This window comes from Rhizobium sp. BK538 (genome assembly GCF_014197575.1).
Lineage (GTDB): Bacteria > Pseudomonadota > Alphaproteobacteria > Rhizobiales > Rhizobiaceae > Rhizobium.
The window spans coordinates 19,745-37,834 of the sequence record NZ_JACIFT010000013.1 but is presented as its reverse complement, the minus strand read 5'-3'; the positions used below and the strand labels follow the sequence as shown (position 1 = coordinate 37,834).

Sequence of the window (18,090 nt, the reverse complement as noted above, 5' to 3'; positions counted from 1 at the left end):
TAAAGTTTTGGGGCTGCACTTCTCACCAGAGGGGCTATAAACTCAGCATCGAGTGCGCCCTTAATTATGTAGAATCGTGCGCGGGGCCAGGAAATCTGCCAGCAAACCAGCAACGGTGGATGGAGTGGTCGACAACGCGGAGGATCGTATGTCGAGTAGACAGGCGCGAACGAGGACGATGTCCACTTCAACGGATTCGGGCGGCGGCACCTCAGATTTGACGGTGCAGCTCGCTGAGAGCATACCGGCGCATCTTTGGTGTGCTGATCCGCTTGGCAGGTTCACCTATATGAACCAGAGCATGCAAGCATACTTCGGCACGACACTTGATGAGGTCGCATTCTTCTTGCGAGGAGACCAATTCGGTTGGCGGCGATATATTCATCCCGACGATCATGAGAGCGTTGCGGCGAAATGGGGGCACAGCCTAGAGACGGGGGCGCACTTCGACAGCGAGCACCGCCTGCGTCGGGACGATGGCGAATATCGTTGGTTTCGAGCATCGGGCAGACCGTCGTACGATGACCGAGGTTTTATCAACGCATGGTTTGGGCAGACGATCGACATCGAAGAGCAGAGGCGCGCCGAGGAGGATCTGCGCAATCGGACGGCCGAGCTGTCATTGCTGGTCGATATGGTCCCGAGCAACTTGTGGCGACTTACACCAGACGGGACTACCACACTGGTGAACAAGCGCATGGCTGACTTTCTCGGTCTGGAAATCTTGGACCAGGCAACTCTCGAGACCGTGATGGATACAATCTTCCATCCGGACGACGCAGCACCCGTAGGGAACGAGTTGGGGCGTTGCCTGATGACGGGCGAAAGCTTCGCCATGAGGTATCGACTCCTTCGGGCTGACGGCATGTACAGGTGGATGTCGGGTCGCGCTGAGCCGATGCGCGACAAGGATGGGCACATCGTCACGTGGTTCGGCCTCTGCCACGAGATTCATGATCAGGTGCAAGCGGAAGATGCCTTGCGGCGCTCGGCCGCGAAGCTTGCCCATGCGACTCAAGCTGCAAACCTGGCCGAACTGTCCGCCTCTATCGCGCACGAGGTCAATCAGCCTTTGGCGGCGATTGCGGCCGATTCAGACGCCTGCACTCGTTGGCTTTGCGTCGATCCTCCGAACGTGGAGCGGGCAAAGCTCGCTGCCGAACGCATTACGACGGCGGCGGTATCCGCAGGGGATGTCGTCCGGCGGATCCGCGCCCTGTTCCAACACATTTCGCAACCTCGAACACTTGAAAACGCAAACCTCCTCATAGAGGAAGTCTGCCGCCTCATGGCCGACGAAGTTGGCGCGAACGCCGTTCGGATCACAACGGATCTGGATCCCAATCCTCCGATGATCGCCCTTGATCGCGTACAGATACAACAGGTTCTGATGAACCTCATCCGGAATGGCATCCAGGCGATGGATAAGACGGAGGATAGCGCGCGTTCACTGGATATACGCTCATGTCGCGATGGGTCCGGCGCTGTGCGAATTGAGGTTCGGGACGCCGGGAGTGGGTTCAGCGAGATCGATCGTGTCTTCGAGCCGTTCTTCACGACCAAAAAGGATGGCATGGGGATGGGGCTCGCGATCTGTCGTTCGATCGTGGAGTCCCATGGAGGCCAATTCCGGATGACCAACAACGACGCCGGGGGCGCGACCGTTGCCTTCACCCTTTCGATGGCAGAAGATCTGTCGCCCGGGCCTCAAGGCGGGCTCGGCTGATGACGATCATCGCAAGAATCCAGGCGATAGCCGTCATCGCGACGCAAACCGCACCAAGGCTCGTATAGCCGCTCGCCGCGATCACAACGCCGCCCAAGACAGGGCCGGCTGCGAAACCCAACAAGTACGCTGATCCCGCCGCTGCTGCCCAACGCCCGCTACGGTCGATAGCCGCGGCAAGGCCGAAGAGGTAGGGCATCGAGAAGTAGTAAAGGATAACCGATCCCACGAGGGCGATCACATAAGCTGTGGAATTTTGCCAGAGGCACAGCACCAGGGCGATAAGCGCATAGCCGAGACAGAACGCGGAAATGGGCATCGCCCTTCCCAAGCGAACGTTCAGCGCCGTGGCCGCTGCCGCGCCGATGAGACCGACGAACGAGGCGATGGTCAACGCGTATCCGACTGCGGTGGTCTCCATTCCTGCACGCTCGCCCAAGGGAGCGCTGAAAGCGTAAAGAGCGGCGGACACTGCAACGAAGAGGAGGATAGCGGCTAAGAGCAATGTGCCGACCAGAGGTGAAATGGCCTCAGCATCCGACGCAGCTTTCTCTTCCTTGAACGGCCGGGTATCCGGAACAAGGAGAAGCAGCGGAGCAAGTGCGAGGGTAACTCCGCCCATCAACGCAAAGACACCCCTATGCGCAAATGCGGCTGTTAGTTCGCCACCTATGCTGAAGAGTGGGACACTTCCAAGGGCCCAGACCAGTTGGAAGAAACCGAAAACCTTTTCGGGATTGCGGCAGTGGGAGGCGACGATGGTCAACGACATCGCATAAAGCGCTCCTTCTCCGACGCCTGCAAGGGTCCGCAGCAAAATCAAGGCTGTCCATCCGCCAGCAATGATCGAAGCTCCTTGAGCCAGCAACATCAATCCAACAGCCGCAATGCAGACACGCCGGTAGGAGAGCCGGGGCAAAACAGGAGCGATCGAGATCGCGGTGAAAGCGAGCGCAAGAAGTTCCACGGAGGTGACGATGCCCGCGTCGCGCTCTGACAACGACAAACCGTCCATCAACCCGGCAATAACAAACGGCGACATTTGGGCGAACAGTCCGCCGATCACCTGGGCGGCAATGACGCCGACAACGAGGGCCGCCGGGTCGCGCGCCGCAGACGGGTTTGAGATATTGATCATGAGACGATTGCCATGCCGCCGGTCTACGAGTGAGACCAGCAAATGTACGCGTTCGCGTTCGGCAGGTAAATCGTATTAAGGTCGCATGTCCGCCTAAGTCCGAGGCGCGGTCGTCCGCGCCGTCCCTAGCTATTCAAACTCAGGCAGCAGCTTTCGCGCGCTGCGCGAACCAGGTCTTGACGTTCAACCGTCCGAGCTTGGCGGTGCCCAGCGGGACCAGGGATTGGTCGTCGACGAGTGAGCCGAAATACCTGGCTTCCTTGTCGACCACCACGGTCCGAGCGTCATGAGTGGCGGCAAGATAGCCGGTCAGGAAGTCGCTCATCGGCTTCTTATCCGGACCTGCGATCTCGATTGTCTGGTTTGCCGCAGTACCAGTCGCAGCCTCCGCGACGAAGCCGGCGACGTCGTCCGCCGCGATCGGCTGGAACGCTCCAGGTGAAACGTGGACAGTCTTGTCGACCGTTGCGCTGTCGGCGATGCCGCCCAGGAACTCCATAAACTGCGTCGACCTGACGATCGTGTAGGGAACGCCGCCCTTCTTGACAATATCTTCCTGAGCGACCTTCCCAGGGAAGTAGCCGTTGTCGGGTGATCTCTCGATGCCGACGATGGAAAGCGCGACGTGATGGCGAACACCCGCCGCCTTCTCGGCAATGATGAGATTGGAGGTCGATTGTTTGAAGAACGAAAGCACGTCGGCCGGCGCGAATGAGGGCGAGTTAGCCAGATCGATCACCACCGCCGCACCGGCAAGTGCGCCGGAAAGCCCCTCGCCCGTTAGAGTGTTTACTCCGGTGGACGGAGAGGCCTGCACGACGTCATGTCCCTGGTTTCTCAGGAGAGCGGCAACTTTTGTTCCAATGAGGCCCGAGCCTCCGATGATTACGATTTTCATGTTTTCGACCTTTCGCTTCGTGATCCTTCGCGGATCATCCGGTTTTCGTAATCGGGTAGCGGCGAAGGGCTGCCGTGGCCCCCGCCGCATCGCAGCGACAACCTTAGTTGTCGGGATACACCAGCTTGGTTTCATCGGTATCGACTACAAAGACTGCGAGAAGCTTCGCAGGCTCGGTTTCGCTGGCATTGGCGCTCACCTGGTGGTGGTCGCCGGGGACTTCCATCCAGTTTTCACCATTCTTGTAGACCTTCACCTCGCCACCATTGACCTGGCTTTTGATTGAGCCCTCGATAACGGTTGCATAGATGAAGGCGCTCTTGGGGTGCATGTGCGAGGGATTGTAGCCACCGGGGCCATACTCGACCAGAACGCCGCGCATGCTCTTGCCGGGGACGTTCGGAAGCTTGTGGTCGAACACCACGGTAACATTGGCATTGTGCGATTTATCCGCGGCCGCGGCGGGAACCGCGATCATAGCCGCGCATAGCAAACCGATTGCCAGCGTTCGCATGGATTATCTCCTTCTCGAGATGATTGATTACGCGCAGATCGTAGGCGATGCCCGCATCGGATGGATAGCTATACGAAGGTTAGCCGTCGCCTGAACGTCACTTCGAACCTTGCGGATAGACCGCATCGAAGATGCGTACGAGATCTGCGACAGACCGGGCGTCAAGCTTCTTCATCATCCGACCACGGTGCAGTTTGACCATGATCTCGCTTATTCCCATCTCGTAGGCGATCTGCTTGTTCATCAGACCCTTGGACACGAATCCGAACACTTCCGCTTCTCGCGGCGTCAGGCTGGCAATGCTGTCTTGGGCATGAAGCAACGACGCATATTTGCCGCGCAGTTCGGCGTTGCGATCCAAAGCGAGTTTCGTTGCCTTGATCAGACTTTCCGAGCTGAACGGTTTCAATAGATAGTCGAAAGCGCCGGCCTTCATGGCGGATACGCTTGTCGCAACGCTGGCGTTTCCCGTCATGAAAATGATCGGAAGCGGGTATCCGAGACCTGTCAGTTTTTCCTGAAGCTCTAAGCCTGTCATCCCAGGCATTCTAATGTCGAGGAGGATGCAGCCGGGCAGCGTCAGATCGGCGTGCTCGAGGAAATCAATGGCACTCTCGAACGCAGCCGCCCGCTGTCCTATCGAGTCAAAGAAATTGAGAAGCGACGCTCGCAAGTGAGCGTCATCGTCGATGATGTGAACCGTGGCGAGCGGGTGCTTCGAACTGCCAGTTTCAGGCATATGGGCCTCCCGTCGTTGCGCCGAGAGCAACAATCGCACCGAAAGACTATGTCAGGTCATGCAGCATTCGCATCCAATGACGCCGTCCTGTCAATGGATTTAGCTTCCCAAGGTGGTGAGCGAAGCGATTAAGTTCAGGTGTTCACATGGTTCCGATGTATCTGGAACATCGACCTTATTCGGTTGAGTAGGTCCAGACGCCGACGCTCATGCTGGATCGACGGCGCCGTCGATCTCTCTCCTATCCGCTCCCTGTGAGCCAGGTTCGCGGCCAGGTCTTCGGCAAGCTCCGGCCGATCCCGCAGCAGCGCAGCAAAGGCGTCCTTGTCGATCTCGTACACGATGACGCGCGTGACAGCTTCCAGCGTGTGGTTTTCCTCCATACCAGCAAGCGATCCCTGTTCGCCGAAAAAGTCTCCGGGTGCCAACCTGGCGATTTCGTCGTTATCCTTCTTCATTGCCACGATGCCTGCCTGCACAATCATGAGTGTCGCGAGTGCCTTGCCCTCCCGGACGATTTCGGTGCCGGGGGCAAGTATTCGTCGGGTTGCGGAGGTTGCGAGAGCGACGCGCTCGTCACTGCTCAAGACAGAGAAGATGGGGATGGCCTCGATAAGGCCGAGCGCTGTTGGGGCCGTAGGCTGCACCTCAAGTCGAGCGTTGCACCCCGCGAACACCGAGCTTTCCAGTGGCGTCGCCAGTTGCAAGCCGTTGGCCCTGCAATGACGATAAACGAGATCGATGACTTCGCTGCGGGCCTCGCCGCGCTGCGCCGGGCTCGTGACGCGGAACTGCAATTCGGCGGTGACTGCGCTGGCGTCGATACCGACGAGCACGACGTTCGGACGGGGTTGCTTCACGATCATGTTGCTGCTGTCGAGCACTGTGCGCATCACCTCCATGATTGTTCGAGGCATCCGCGTCGGAGCCACCCTCACCCGCAGCGTGATTTGATGGTTCTCGTCGGGCTGGCTGACATTGGTAAGGCCCAATTTGGCGAGAACGCTGTTTGGCAGGACAACGACATTGTGAGCGCCGGTAAGGAGGTAGGTCGAGCGCCAGTTGCTGGCCATCACCCTTCCCTCGGTACCGTCGCTCAACTCGATCCAGTCGCCGATCACGTACGGACGACCAAGCGTTAGTGCGATGCCCGAGAACACGTCACCGAGGGTGTTTTGCAACGCCAGTCCGAGGATGATGGCGATGACCCCGGACGTCGCCATTAACGTTCCGATCGGGACGCCAAAGACGAAGGCCAGGATCGAAAGCAACACGCCGAGGTACACGACGGCCACGATCAGGTCCTGGATCAGCCTCGCCTCTCGCGGACGATGATCGAGGACGATGTAGATCCGCACGAAACCGATTACGGCCCAGGACAAATGGACCCACCAGAGGATCTTCGCCGAAACAAGCAGCGCGTTCGCCCCGTCGAGGCTGCCAGGCTCGTAATGGAAGGGAAAGGCATGAGCGTAGGCCAGAACCGCCGTCATCACCGCAAAGAACGCGATCTGCACGATAAGCCGGGCGGTTGGGCGAGACGGGCCTTGCACATGCCACACTACAATCCCGCCGACGCCCAGGACACTGATAGCCAGCGGCAACAATGGAACTTCGTGACCCATATCAAATCTCGCGAGGAAATTCCCACCATACGCACGGCCTGCTGGGGAGGCTATCAAACGAAGGTTTGCCCCTATGGTCTCCGGGCCGCTGCCTGAGGCTGTCGATCACTGATGGCATGCGAGGAAGGTGCGAAGTCAATCGTCCCCTAAAGGTTTGGCTTTGGTGTGATCAATTGCCTCTTGTGCCGCGCGTGCTTCGATCGCCATGGCTCGGTATCGCTCAAAGTATTGCAAGCCGATGTCGGTTACCGAGAAACGGCGGGTCGAACGGTCAATCAGCCGGACATCCAATCTTTCTTCCAATGCGGAGATCCGACGGCAGAACGTAGACCGCGGCGTGCCAAGTTCCCGTTCGGCGGCAGCGAAACCTCTTGAACAACCAACGGCGACAAATAGCCGGAGATCGTTCCAATCTCGCATACGATTTCTCCGACTTCAGACCCATTGGTCCGGTGACGGTCCACAGCCTGAGTATCCAAATCATTCGTTGGGTGTTTCGTCAGGAACCGAAATGGGAAGCGTGACCCGAAAATTCGCGCCTTTGACGCCATTGGCCACGCTGATCGTGCCGCCATGGTCATCGACGATGGATCGACATATCGCCAGGCCAATTCCCATGCTGTCCGTTTTCGTCGAGAAGAAGCCATTGAAGATCCGATCAAGATGCCCGGAAGGAATGCCTCCGCCGGTATCGCGTACAGACAGGGTCATGGCTCCTCGTTCGTCGATCGAAGTTTCGACGAAGATCTCTCGCATTTCTGGGGCGGAGACGGAGATGGCTTGTATACTGTTGAGCAACAGGTTTACGACCACCTGCTGGAGCTGGATGCGGTCACCCAAGACAATAGGAAGCCGATCATCGAGCCATGATGAAACGGCAATGGCTTGGACCTGACTTTCAGCCGCCACGATAGCCAAAGCCTCTTCGACAACGGCATTGACCTCGACTTGCTGTCGCACAGGATCCCGCTTGACGGTCATGTCCTGGATACGGCTGATCACCTGGTTGGCTCGGCGCGAGTTCTCCATGATTCTTGCCATGATCGCCTTCACCTTGGCAATGTTCGGCTCGTCGCGATCCAGCCACCGTGTTCCGGTGTCTGCATCGGTGAGGATCACCGACAGGGGTTGCCGCACCTCGTGCGCAATCGTCGTGACCAGCTCACCAAGCGTCGAAACACGAGCCGCATGCGCGAAATCCGATTCGACTTTGCGGAGCTGCCGCTCGGCTCTGCGCTGTGCCGTGACATCGACCATCATGATCAGCGCGAGGTCCGGGTTGTCAGGTGTTTGAGGGAACGTCGCGAAGAGCAGGACATCGAGGAGCCGGCCATCGAAAGCGCGGAGTTTCATCTCCTCGATATAATTGCAGCCCTCGTTGAAGCGGGCCGCGATGATGCGCGTGGCGGTTTCCGGGCTAGCGGAAAACAGATATCGAACAGGCCCTAGGAGTTCTCCTTTCCCGGAAGCATTCAGCAGCCTGATCGCGCTGTCGTTGACGCCCGTCACGAGGACCGACTCCTTGGCCAGCTCCACGCACCCCGGCGTTTCTTTGCAATGACCAACGATATCGCCAACTCCCGACGCTTTCAGTCCTTCAAAGGCCTCGATCATCATCCGCGCATCTATCTGCCAGAGTGGGAGCGGCACGTTGTTGATCAGATTACGATAGCGCGTTTCGCTGCCCTTCAGCTCCCGATAGACCTGGGGGTCGATCTGCAGGCAAGGCTCGCTGGTGGCTTCGGGAGTGGCGGCGAGACGACCGCTTTCGACGATGCTGAGGATCGCCCCTGCCTGATCACGATGTACCTGGACGCCTAGCCGCAGCTCAACGAATTCGCCGGCCGCGGTCTTTCTACGAGCCCTGCCCTGCCATAGGCTCTTTGCGACGACCGCAGACCAATCGACGCCGTCTTCGCCGACGAACTCAGCCAGCCGCCTGCCGATAACTTCGGTTTCCGCCCATCCGTAGGTAGTTTGCGAGGCCAAATTCCAATGGAGGATCCTGCGATCCGCATTGTAAACGATGACGCGCTCGCTCGTCATATCGGCTACCGACGCCTGGAGCGGATCGACTGGTGTTGCCGACTTGGAGTTTGGCGCGTGATCCATGATACCTCACGATCTGGATGGGCGGCCACCCAGGTAGAAGGCGATGCCGCTCAATCGGTTATCGGCGCAAGCCAGATCCGACCGTCGCCCGACTACGCTTCGGCGTCTGACTGCTTGGGTGACAGGTACGGTACTATACCGTACCTGTCAAATGGCCCACAAACTCACAAGTTATCGCTAGGACGTCTCAATCGGTCATTTCCTGCTGACCGCGCCGTGAAGAAATGTCTCGACTGCCTGGCTCACCACAATGACGAGATCCCTCCCACTCGGAATTGGCCCCCCTAGCAGGGCAGCGAAGTGGATCTGCCCCCGGACGAGAGCCAGAAACTGCCCTGCAGCCAGTTTGGGGTTACCGATCGGCTCCGCAGGTTGGCGCTGGTTCTGTTCTTCAAAATAGTCCGCCAAGAGTTGCGAAACGCGGTTCGTCGAGTCTTGTAGAAATCGTTCCCCGAGTTTCGGTAGATGTGGCGCTTCAGAGCTGACGGCGCGGAACAGCGACAAGCCGTCCGACGAAATGACGGTGCGCAGATAGCCTTCTCCAAAAGTCATCAAGGTTTGACGAAGGTCGCGATTATGCTTGACCTTAAGCCCTTCCATCGTGCGGTCAGCGACACCTGTCACCACCGCAAAAAACAGTTCGTCTTTGCTCGGGAAATACCTGTAAAGGGTCCTTTTGGAGCCGCCGATGATCGCTATTACATCGTCCATCGACGTCCGGGAGAACCCTTTCTCGAAAAAGACCGAGGCGGAGGCGGCGATGATCTCCTCTCGCCTGCTTTCCTCTTTTGGTGACAGTGCATTATGGGCAGGCGTTTTCAAAAGAACTCTCTGAAAAAGGAAGTGCGGTACCGTTCAGTACCACACGATCGCAAGCAGACCAAGCCGTTGACCGGCCTAGTAGCGACGGCTTTCGGGAATTTGGACGATCACTCGAGGCGGCGTCGGAACAGCCAAGACGCCGCACCCAGCGTCACGATGGCAATCGCCAGGAGGGGCAACGTCTGCCGCACAACTTCGGACAACGGAATGTCCTTCAGGAATATGCCTTTCACGATGACGAGAAAATACCGCAACGGATTGACGACCGTGATCGGTTGTAGCCAATCCGGCATGTTTTCGATGGGTGTCGCGAAGCCGGATAGAAGCGTCGCGGGGACAAGAAAGAGAAATGCGCCGAGGATCGCCTGTTGCTGGGTCATCGACAGCGCGGAGATGAAAAGACCGATCCCTGCGATCGAGGCGAGATAGAACAGCGAACTTGCGTAAAGCAGAATGAGCGATCCGCGCAAAGGAACCGCGAAGATGAAGACAGCCGCGAGAATGTAGACGGTCATGTGAAAGAGCCCGATCAGCATCGGCGGGGTGAGCTTGCCGATCACGATCTCATGCGTGCGGAGCGGGGAGACCATCAACTGGTCGAAGGTGCCGAGCTCCCGCTCGCGCGCAATGGACAGCGCGGTCACAATCAGTCCGATCAGAAGCGCGATGTTGGCAATGAGATTGGGTACCATGAACCACTGATAGATCAGGTTTGGATTGAACCAATAGCGCGGTACGGTTTCTATCACTGTCGCCGCCTTCCGCTGGCCCGCCGGTGTCTCGGCTGCCAGGCCGAGCACGATCTGGGTGATGTAGCCGGAAACGATCTGGGCAGCATTCGAGCGACGTCCGTCCAACAGAACCTGCAGATCCGCGGGCTCACCGGCTTCGATAGCACGAGAGAAATCCGGGCCGACGGTTATGGCGGCCGTCACCCTCTGGCGGTCGATCGCCTCGCGTACCGCCTGCGGACTGTCCGTGAGCATGACCTGCCTGAAACGTGGCGACCCCTGGATACGTGCGACAAGCTCCTCGCTCCAATGTCCTGCATCTCGATTGAGCAGCATCACGTCGACATTGCGAACCTCCAGCGTCGCCGCATAGGAGAACACCACGAGCTGCACGATTGGCGGCCCGATCAGAATGGCACGGCCCTTCGGGTCACGAAGCACCGCCAGCAACTCCTTCACCACAAGGGCTATCAGTCTCGACCACCACATCTCAGGCAATCCCTTTGCGCGTGCTGCGGGCAGCGAGGATGAAAAAGACGGAGCCGATCAGGAACATTGCTCCGATGGAGCGAAAGAACATCGGCCATATGTCACCGGCCAGGAAAACCGTCTGCAGACAAGGGATCAGATAGCGGGTGGGCACCACGAAGGTGATCCACTGGATGACTTGTGGCATCGAATTGATCTCGAACAGAAACCCGGACAGCAAGAAGGACGGCAGGAACGCCGTTATCAGCGCCATCTGCGAGGCCAGGAACTGGTTCTTCGTCACTGCCGAGATCAGCAGCCCCTGCCCCAGCGCCGGAACGAGGAAGACTGCAGACAGCAGGTAGAGCGCGCCTATGGAGCCGCGAAACGGGACGCCGAAAACGAACACCGCGAGAAGGACACACAGCGTCATCGATGCGAGCGCGAGCGCGAAATATGGAAGGATCTTGCCAGCGAGGAGTTCGATTGCCGTAACAGGGGTGGCCATGATCGCCTCCATCGTGCCGCGCTCCCACTCGCGGGCGACAACCAGCGACGTCAGCAAGGTCCCGACAAGCGTCATGATGATCGCGATGGAGCCGGGAACGAGAAAGGAGCGGCTCGTCAATTCAGGATTGAACCAGAAACGCTGTTCGACCTTGATAGGCGGTCCATCAGCCACAGTCTCCGACTGTCGAAGCTGCCGCCACGTCGCGACCGCCCCCTGGACGTAGTTCTGCACGAAATTCGCCGTGTTTGGATCGGAGCCGTCGACGATCACCTGGATCTGAGGATGGGTTACGGCCGTATATGTGTCCGTAAAATCAGCCGGGATGACGATGATGCCTCGAATCCGCGCGAGGACCAGATCTTCCTCGAATTCGCGGCGATCGCGTCCCGTCGTCACCGAAAAATAGCGCGAAGCCTGGAAGCTCGCTGCAAGATCGCTGGTGACGGGCGTCACATCCTCGATGACGACCCCGACGCGCGTCTCCTTCGTGTCCAGGGAGATGCCGTAGCCGAACAGGAAGAGCAGGATCAGCGGCAGCACGAAGGCGATCAGAATGCTGCTCGGATCTCGGACGACCTGAAGGCTTTCCTTTCGAACAAGCGCGACAAATCGAAGGGCGCGGCCCGATTGCGGTGCGTTGCGGTGGCCGGTCATTTGGCGTCCCTCGTTTCCGAGCCTTGCACCAGTGCGATGAAGGCGTCTTCCATCGTCGGATCGGGGTTTTCCGCCGTGACGACGCTGGCCTTGAGCTCGTCCGGGGAGCCGAGAGCGATCGATCGGCCGCGATAGATCAGGGAGATGCGGTCGCAGTATTCGGCTTCGTCCATGAAATGCGTCGTGACGAGGACGGTCACGCCTTTTTCGACCAGACCGTTGATATGGGTCCAGAACTCGCGCCGGGTAATCGGATCGACACCCGAGGTGGGTTCGTCGAGAAACAGGGCCTGCGGTTCGTGCATCACCGCACATGCAAGCGCCAGCCGCTGCTTTAAACCGAGCGGAAGGTCTTTTGCCGACATCGACAGGCGCGGTCCGAAGTCGAAAATCGACGTCATCAACTCGATACGCTCACGCTTCTTGCTACCTGTGAGACCGTAAACCCCCGCGAAGAACTGAAGGTTCTGCCGAACGCTCAGATCGCCGTACAAAGAGAACTTCTGCGCCATGTATCCCAGACGGTTGCGCGCCTGCGCGGCATCACGGCGCAGATCGAAGCCCGCCACACGTCCCTCGCCGCCCGTTGGCTTCAACAGACCGCAGAGCATCTTGAAGGTGGTTGATTTGCCGGCACCGTTCGGTCCAAGCAGCCCGAATATCTCACCGCTTGGAATGTCGAAGGTGATGTTGTCGGCTGCGGTAAAGTCGCCGAAGCGCTTGACCAGTCCTTTGGCTTCGATGACCGGCCCCTCTCGCCTGGCGACCAGGGAAGCCTGAGCCTCCGCGAGCCTGGAGCGTCCGCCCGGCCCTCCACCCAGCATGTCCACAAAGGCGTCTTCGAAGCGGCGCGCGGCAGGGCCCACTTTGGCGTCGCCACTGGCCGCAAATCGCGCTTCACGACCCGGCGTCGTTACCAGCCTTATCGCCTCGCCCTGGATCCCGCCATCGACAATGCCGTCTTCATCGAGCAGCTTTGCCAGCATCGTGCGCCTTCGCCCGGAGACGCCGGTCACCCTGAACACGCGACCCTTAACCCGATCAGTCATTTGCTGCGGCTTGCCCGAGAACAGCAGCTTGCCCTCGTTCAGCAGTAGAACGCGATCACAGGCCTCCGCTTCATCGAGATAGGCGGTCGACCAGACGACGCCCACGCCCTCCTTGATCAGGTCTTCGACCATCTTCCAGAGGTCGCGCCGGGAGATAGGATCGACGCCGACGCCAGGCTCGTCGAGAAGCAACAAGCGAGGCTTCTTCAAGAGAGCGCAAGCAAGACCGAGTTTCTGCTTCATTCCTCCGGAGAGCTTTCCGGACAGGCGTGTGGAAAAACGCTTCAGGTCGGTAAATGTGAGCAGTTCGTCGAAAATGCTCGCCCTGTCCTGCTTCGCAAGACCGCGCAAGTCGGCATAGAGCTCGAGGTTTTCCTGGACCGAGAGGTCCTCATACAGGCCGAAGCGCTGCGGCATGTAGCCGATGGCCGCCTGGATGTCGGCCGAGCGTTCGCGCGTGCCGAAGCCCAGAACTTCGACCCCTCCGCTGTCCGGCACCATCAGGCCGGTCATCAAGCGGATCAGGGTCGTCTTTCCAGCACCGTCCGGCCCCACCAGCCCTGTGATCTCACCGCCACGAATGGAGCCAGACACCTGGTCGAGCGCCGGCTTTCCCTGCCCGAAGCGCTTGGTCACACCGTCGAGGCGGACGAAGTCGGCAGCAAGGGTGGTTTCGGCTACGACGTTCATTTCGTCGCCGCCTTGATTTCCGGCAAGCGAAGCGTCACAGGCATGCCCTGGCGAAGATCCTTGCCGGGCGCGTCGATGACGACGCGCAGTCGATAGACGAGATCGGTACGTAGCTCGGGTGTCTCCACGGACTTCGGAGTGAATTCCGCGACTGGAGAAATGAAGCCGATCGTTCCATCGTAGGTCTTATCAGGATCGGTATCGGACGCGATTTTGACCTTCATCCCCGGATAGATCCGGCCGAGATCGACTTCGCCGATGTAGCTACGCACCCAGACAGGCGCTGTCAGGGACAGGACGTACACCGGATCGGATGACGATACGATTGCGCCCGGCTCCTTGATGCGCGACAGGATGACGCCGTCATTGGGTGCGCGCAGCTCGGTATCCGATAGAGAAGTTCTGGCCGTGAGAAGTGCGGCCTCCGCTGCTTTCACCTGTGCAGCGGCAGTGGCGATGTCTTCGACGCGACTACCCTCTTGCAGGAAGGCAAGCGCCTGCTTCGTCATATCCGAACGCGCTGCCGCCATCGCTCTCGCTGCAGTTGCCTCGTCCAGTCCGGCCTCGGAAATGGTCCCTTGCGGCCGTAGTCGCCGCGCCCGGTCGTAGGCCAAACTTGCCTTTTCGAGGTCCGCCACGCTTGCGTCATGAGTGGCCCGTGCCTGCGCGATCTCGGTCTGACGTGGGCCAACGACCAGTTTCTCGTGCGTCGCGCGCAGGGCGGCGACGTTCGCTTCCCCCGAGCTAACGGCATGATCGTACGTATCCTTGTCGAGGCGCGCCAGAATATCGCCGCGCTTTATGACATCGCCTTCATCGACCATCGCTTCCTCGATGCGACCATTTACGCGGAACGCAAGCGAGACCTGGCGGATGTCGATGTTGCCGTAGAGGACCAGTTCCTCGTCAGCGTTACGCGCAATCCCTAGGGCCGCGGGCACGTCGTACTTCCAGGCGGCAGCTCCCAAGGCGGCCAACACGATCACGATCGGTATGGCTTTGTTCATTTCTTTCTCCTGTGGCGAAGCCGATGACGCAACTCGCAAAAGCTCGTCGCAGCTTTATCCCGACCTTCCGGAGGATGAGGTCCCCAAGCGTCTATCCATAGGACGAGGCATGGTTTTCGCGTCGGGAGTGCAACGGGTACTTAGCTCCCGAAGCGATGTCCCCTGCTAGCCCAACGTTGGTTTACGTTGACGCGGTCTGGCCCAGAAAACGGATTGTAGGCACGTCCCAAAACCCATTTGACGCCAAAGATTGTTGCGGTTGTAGCATCGGAACGTCATGCACGCAGCGCGATCCTGCAATTGGCGAACGGCATGGGCGAAACTCGACCCTACCGGCTCACTGGACGAAACCGAGCTTCGCGAGGGTCTTTTGAGACTCCTTACCGGTCAGTGTAGGTAACCTTGACGCCAACTATGCCGAGCGTCTCCGGACAAAACAGACGTCCGGCTGATCCGCGTACCGTAGGTATGGGTTGCCGATCGCGCATCCGTTGAGCGAGCGGCATGCCGGACAGTCGGCCTCCGTACTGGCAGTCGAGACCGGTTGAAGGGAGGCCTTCTCTATTCCGCAATCGTGAATAGCTCGATCGGATCGGCAAAACCCTTCAGGCGGTGAAATTTGGTGGAGACAATGTTGTCGGCCCCGGAGCTACGGCGGAACGTGTCAGACATGAGAACCGACTTTCCGAGCCCCCCGCAGGCAGTCTGTATCCTGCTGAGCAGATTGACGTCCGAACCGATGACCGTGAAATCCAGCCTCCGTCCGGAGCCGATGTTCCCATAGCTCACCTTGCCATAGTGCAATCCCACAGTTGCATCGACGCGGGCACCGTTCTGTTCGAATCCGGCAAGATTGGCGAAGATCTCAGCGGTTGCTGCCAACGCGTGTCGACACGCAACCACAGCGTCGGATGTCGGGAAGAATGCGAGTGCCGCATCCCCCATGAACTTCAGCACTTCCCCGCCGTTGCCCGTGATCGCAGGGATCACCGCATCGAAGTAGGCGTTGAGCAGTTCCAGCACCTTTTCGTCAGGCAGACGATTCGAGAGTTCGGTGAATCCCTTCATGTCGCAAAGCAGAAGTGCTGCCTGCATCGTCTCGATCTCGCCCTGCCGGATTTTGCCGGCGAGGATTCGTTGAGCCGTCATCGGCCCGATGTATGTATCGAGCAGGGACAGCTCGGCGTGACGCATGACCCGCATTTCGCAGGTATTGCGCAACGAAGGCAGGATCCGCTCGATGACACGGATTTCGGACAGCGTGAAGCCGCCTGGCCGCTTCGTCCCAAATCCCGCCGCACTCACCGGCCCATCGACATTGCACAGCGGCGCGATCATGAGCTGGACGAGGTTCCGTCCCGCGAAGACGTCGATATGCTGCCATGGGGAGTCTCTGTCGCCCGCATCGACGATCATCGGCTCACGTGTCTCCATCACCTTGACCAGTGCACTGGAGGCGAACTCGACCTTGATCCCGTGATCCCTGTCATGGATTTCGACGGGTTCGGATGGAGCCCATGCGACCGTTCGGCCGAGGATCTCGGGATGAAGGGTCATCAGATGGAGCGTAAGTCTGTCGATCGGGAGGCCGATCTGTCGTAGCCTGAGACCCAGACCCGCAACCAAGCCGGCTTCGTCGATCGAATGGCACTCGTCGCCGGCGAGCCATTCCAGGACGGCAAGGATGGAGCCAGGATCGACATTGGGCCCGACGCTCCCGCGGTGTCTCCGGGAAATCGGTTCTCGTGTGATCGTGTTCATGGTGATCTCCTTGAGAATTGCTGTTCAGTGTGCGCCGCCACCAGACATCTGGCCGCTTGGTTTTTTGAGGAGAAGCGTTGCGAATAAAGCGACGACGAGGCCCACGCCAAGCAGAAAGAACGCATCGCTGAAGGCCATGATGTTGGCCTGCTTACGCACGCTGGACGCAATGGCGACAATGGCTTTGTGAGTAGCCGTGGCCTGGTCGCTGACGCCGTGATTCATGAAGTAATTTGTCAGTTTGGCGACGCGATTTCGCGTGGCTTCTTCGAAGATGCTGATCGAGTTCGTGAGGATATTGGAATGGAACTGCTCACGCTTCGATATGAAAGTCTGAAGCGAGGCGATTCCAACCGCGCCACCGAGGTTGCGCATCATGTTGAACAACGCCGATGCGGAGCCTGCATTCTCCTGTTCGATGCCAGCAGTCGCAACGACCGAGAGCGGCGCGAAGACAAGGGCTTGCCCGATGGCACGGATGACATTCGGCCAGAAAAGCTGGTCGGCCGCATAGTCTCCGGTCATGTGCACGTTCATGAAATTCGAGGCAGCGAAGAGGGCGAAGCCAATGGCGATCAGCAACCGGACGTCGATCAGCTTCATCAGCTTGGGAACGAGCGGAATGAGAATTAGCTGCGGGATACCGGTCCAGGCAAGCACCATGCCGATCTGTTCTGAATTGTAGCCCTGGATTCTCGCCAGATAGATCGGCAGCACGAACGCAGACCCATAGAGCGCGATGCCGAGCATAGTATTCGCCAAGATGCCGAAGCCGAAGTTACGGCGCGCGAGGAGCCTCAGATTCAGAAGCGGGTTAGCGGTCTTGAACTCGACGATCAGGAAAAGCGTCAGAGAGACTGCGGCGACGATCGAGAGCTTGACGATGAACTCGGATCCGAACCAATCTTCCTTGTTGCCCTCCTCCAGCACCGTTTGAAGGGCGGCAAGGCCGATCGCCAAGGTGGCGATGCCGGGCCAGTCCCCTTTGGCAAGCAGGCCTAGATTCATAGGAGCTTCGTCTAGCGAGGCCCAGAGCAGAGCGACCATCAGCAAGCCGGGGACGAGGTTCACGTAGAAGATGAATTCCCAGCCGTAATTCTCTGTCAGATATCCGCCAATGGTCGGCCCGATCGCTGGAGCGAACGTGGCCGAAAGCGCAAAGAGTGCCAGTCCGATCGGTTGCTTCGGTTTCGGCAGCAACGTGATGATAATCGTGAAGGCCATGGGGATCAGGACACCCCCAGCAAAGCCCTGGATGGCACGGAGCACGATCATCTGTTCGAGGTTTGTGGCGAACGCACAAGCAACGGAAAAGACCAGGAACAGAAGGGCGTTGGTCAGGAGATACTTCCGGAGGGAGAAGACCTGAGCGAGCCAGCCGCTGAGGGGGATGACCACGATTTCCGCAATGAGATATGAAGTCGAGATCCAGCCGCCGTCATCCTTGCCGGCACCGATCGCACCCTGAATGTCGGCGAGCGACGCGTTGACGATCTGGATATTGAGGACGGCCATGAATGCGCCCAAGGTCGATCCGACGACCGCGCACCACATCCGGAGAGGGCTCATCCCGGTTTTGGCGGATTGAGACGATGCAGCTTGCGGCGGCTCTTTGTTGTTCGCTACGAGCTTGAGTGTAGCCATG

The 18,090-nt window shown here is 59.0% G+C and carries 15 protein-coding genes; 1 reads left to right on the top strand and 14 read right to left on the bottom strand.

Annotation, left to right across the window (positions count from 1 at the left end; translation table 11 throughout):
* The first annotated feature begins 124 nt into the window (after nt 1-124).
* Entirely contained in the window at nt 125-1,726 is a 1,602-nt protein-coding gene (locus FHX09_RS17230; protein ID WP_348649174.1) for a PAS domain-containing protein, read from the top strand.
* On the opposite strand, the gene FHX09_RS17225 is transcribed toward FHX09_RS17230, so the two are convergent.
* The 14 genes from FHX09_RS17225 to FHX09_RS17160 form a co-directional block, all read right to left on the bottom strand.
* A complete protein-coding gene (locus FHX09_RS17225) occupies nt 1,671-2,864 on the bottom strand; it encodes an MFS transporter (protein ID WP_183723086.1) in 1,194 nt (397 codons plus the stop codon). The genes FHX09_RS17230 and FHX09_RS17225 overlap by 56 nt on opposite strands.
* Before the next feature lie 139 nt (nt 2,865-3,003).
* Nucleotides 3,004-3,762: an SDR family oxidoreductase gene (locus FHX09_RS17220; protein ID WP_183723084.1), complete on the bottom strand. Its 759-nt coding sequence runs from the start codon at nt 3,760-3,762 to the stop codon at nt 3,004-3,006.
* A 103-nt stretch (nt 3,763-3,865) separates the two neighbouring features.
* On the bottom strand, nt 3,866-4,276 hold the full coding sequence (locus FHX09_RS17215; RefSeq protein ID WP_007788549.1) for a cupin domain-containing protein: 411 nt from the start codon (nt 4,274-4,276) through the stop codon (nt 3,866-3,868).
* A 97-nt stretch (nt 4,277-4,373) separates the two neighbouring features.
* A complete protein-coding gene (locus FHX09_RS17210; RefSeq protein WP_183723082.1) occupies nt 4,374-5,015 on the bottom strand; it encodes a response regulator in 642 nt (213 codons plus the stop codon).
* A gap of 134 nt (nt 5,016-5,149) precedes the next feature.
* Nucleotides 5,150-6,640: a mechanosensitive ion channel family protein gene (locus FHX09_RS17205; protein WP_184450428.1), complete on the bottom strand. Its 1,491-nt coding sequence runs from the start codon at nt 6,638-6,640 to the stop codon at nt 5,150-5,152.
* Between the two features lie 135 nt (nt 6,641-6,775).
* On the bottom strand, nt 6,776-7,060 hold the full coding sequence (locus FHX09_RS17200) for a LysR family transcriptional regulator (protein ID WP_183723078.1): 285 nt from the start codon (nt 7,058-7,060) through the stop codon (nt 6,776-6,778).
* 60 nt (nt 7,061-7,120) lie between these two features.
* The gene (locus FHX09_RS17195) at nt 7,121-8,752 is read right to left on the bottom strand and encodes an ATP-binding protein (protein ID WP_183723076.1); all 1,632 of its coding nucleotides are present in this window, start codon (nt 8,750-8,752) and stop codon (nt 7,121-7,123) included.
* A 195-nt stretch (nt 8,753-8,947) separates the two neighbouring features.
* The gene (locus FHX09_RS17190) at nt 8,948-9,574 is read right to left on the bottom strand and encodes a TetR/AcrR family transcriptional regulator (protein WP_246699462.1); all 627 of its coding nucleotides are present in this window, start codon (nt 9,572-9,574) and stop codon (nt 8,948-8,950) included.
* Between the two features lie 107 nt (nt 9,575-9,681).
* The gene (locus FHX09_RS17185; protein WP_183723074.1) at nt 9,682-10,794 is read right to left on the bottom strand and encodes an ABC transporter permease; all 1,113 of its coding nucleotides are present in this window, start codon (nt 10,792-10,794) and stop codon (nt 9,682-9,684) included.
* Nucleotide 10,795: 1 nt separating this feature from the next.
* Entirely contained in the window at nt 10,796-11,938 is a 1,143-nt protein-coding gene (locus FHX09_RS17180) for an ABC transporter permease (RefSeq protein WP_183723072.1), read from the bottom strand.
* A complete protein-coding gene (locus tag FHX09_RS17175) occupies nt 11,935-13,677 on the bottom strand; it encodes an ATP-binding cassette domain-containing protein (RefSeq protein WP_183723070.1) in 1,743 nt (580 codons plus the stop codon). Before FHX09_RS17175 ends, FHX09_RS17180 begins: the two co-directional genes overlap by 4 nt.
* Entirely contained in the window at nt 13,674-14,684 is a 1,011-nt protein-coding gene (gene hlyD / locus FHX09_RS17170; RefSeq protein ID WP_183723068.1) for a secretion protein HlyD, read from the bottom strand. The genes FHX09_RS17175 and hlyD overlap by 4 nt, the downstream gene beginning before the upstream one ends.
* A 561-nt stretch (nt 14,685-15,245) precedes the next feature.
* Nucleotides 15,246-16,445 carry an adenylate/guanylate cyclase domain-containing protein gene (locus FHX09_RS17165; protein ID WP_184450426.1) on the bottom strand — a complete coding sequence of 400 codons (1,200 nt, stop codon included), beginning with the start codon at nt 16,443-16,445 and terminating at the stop codon, nt 15,246-15,248.
* 24 nt (nt 16,446-16,469) lie between these two features.
* Complete coding sequence (locus tag FHX09_RS17160; RefSeq protein ID WP_183723066.1) at nt 16,470-18,089, bottom strand: MDR family MFS transporter; 1,620 nt, start codon at nt 18,087-18,089, stop codon at nt 16,470-16,472.
* Nucleotide 18,090: the final 1 nt, after the last annotated feature.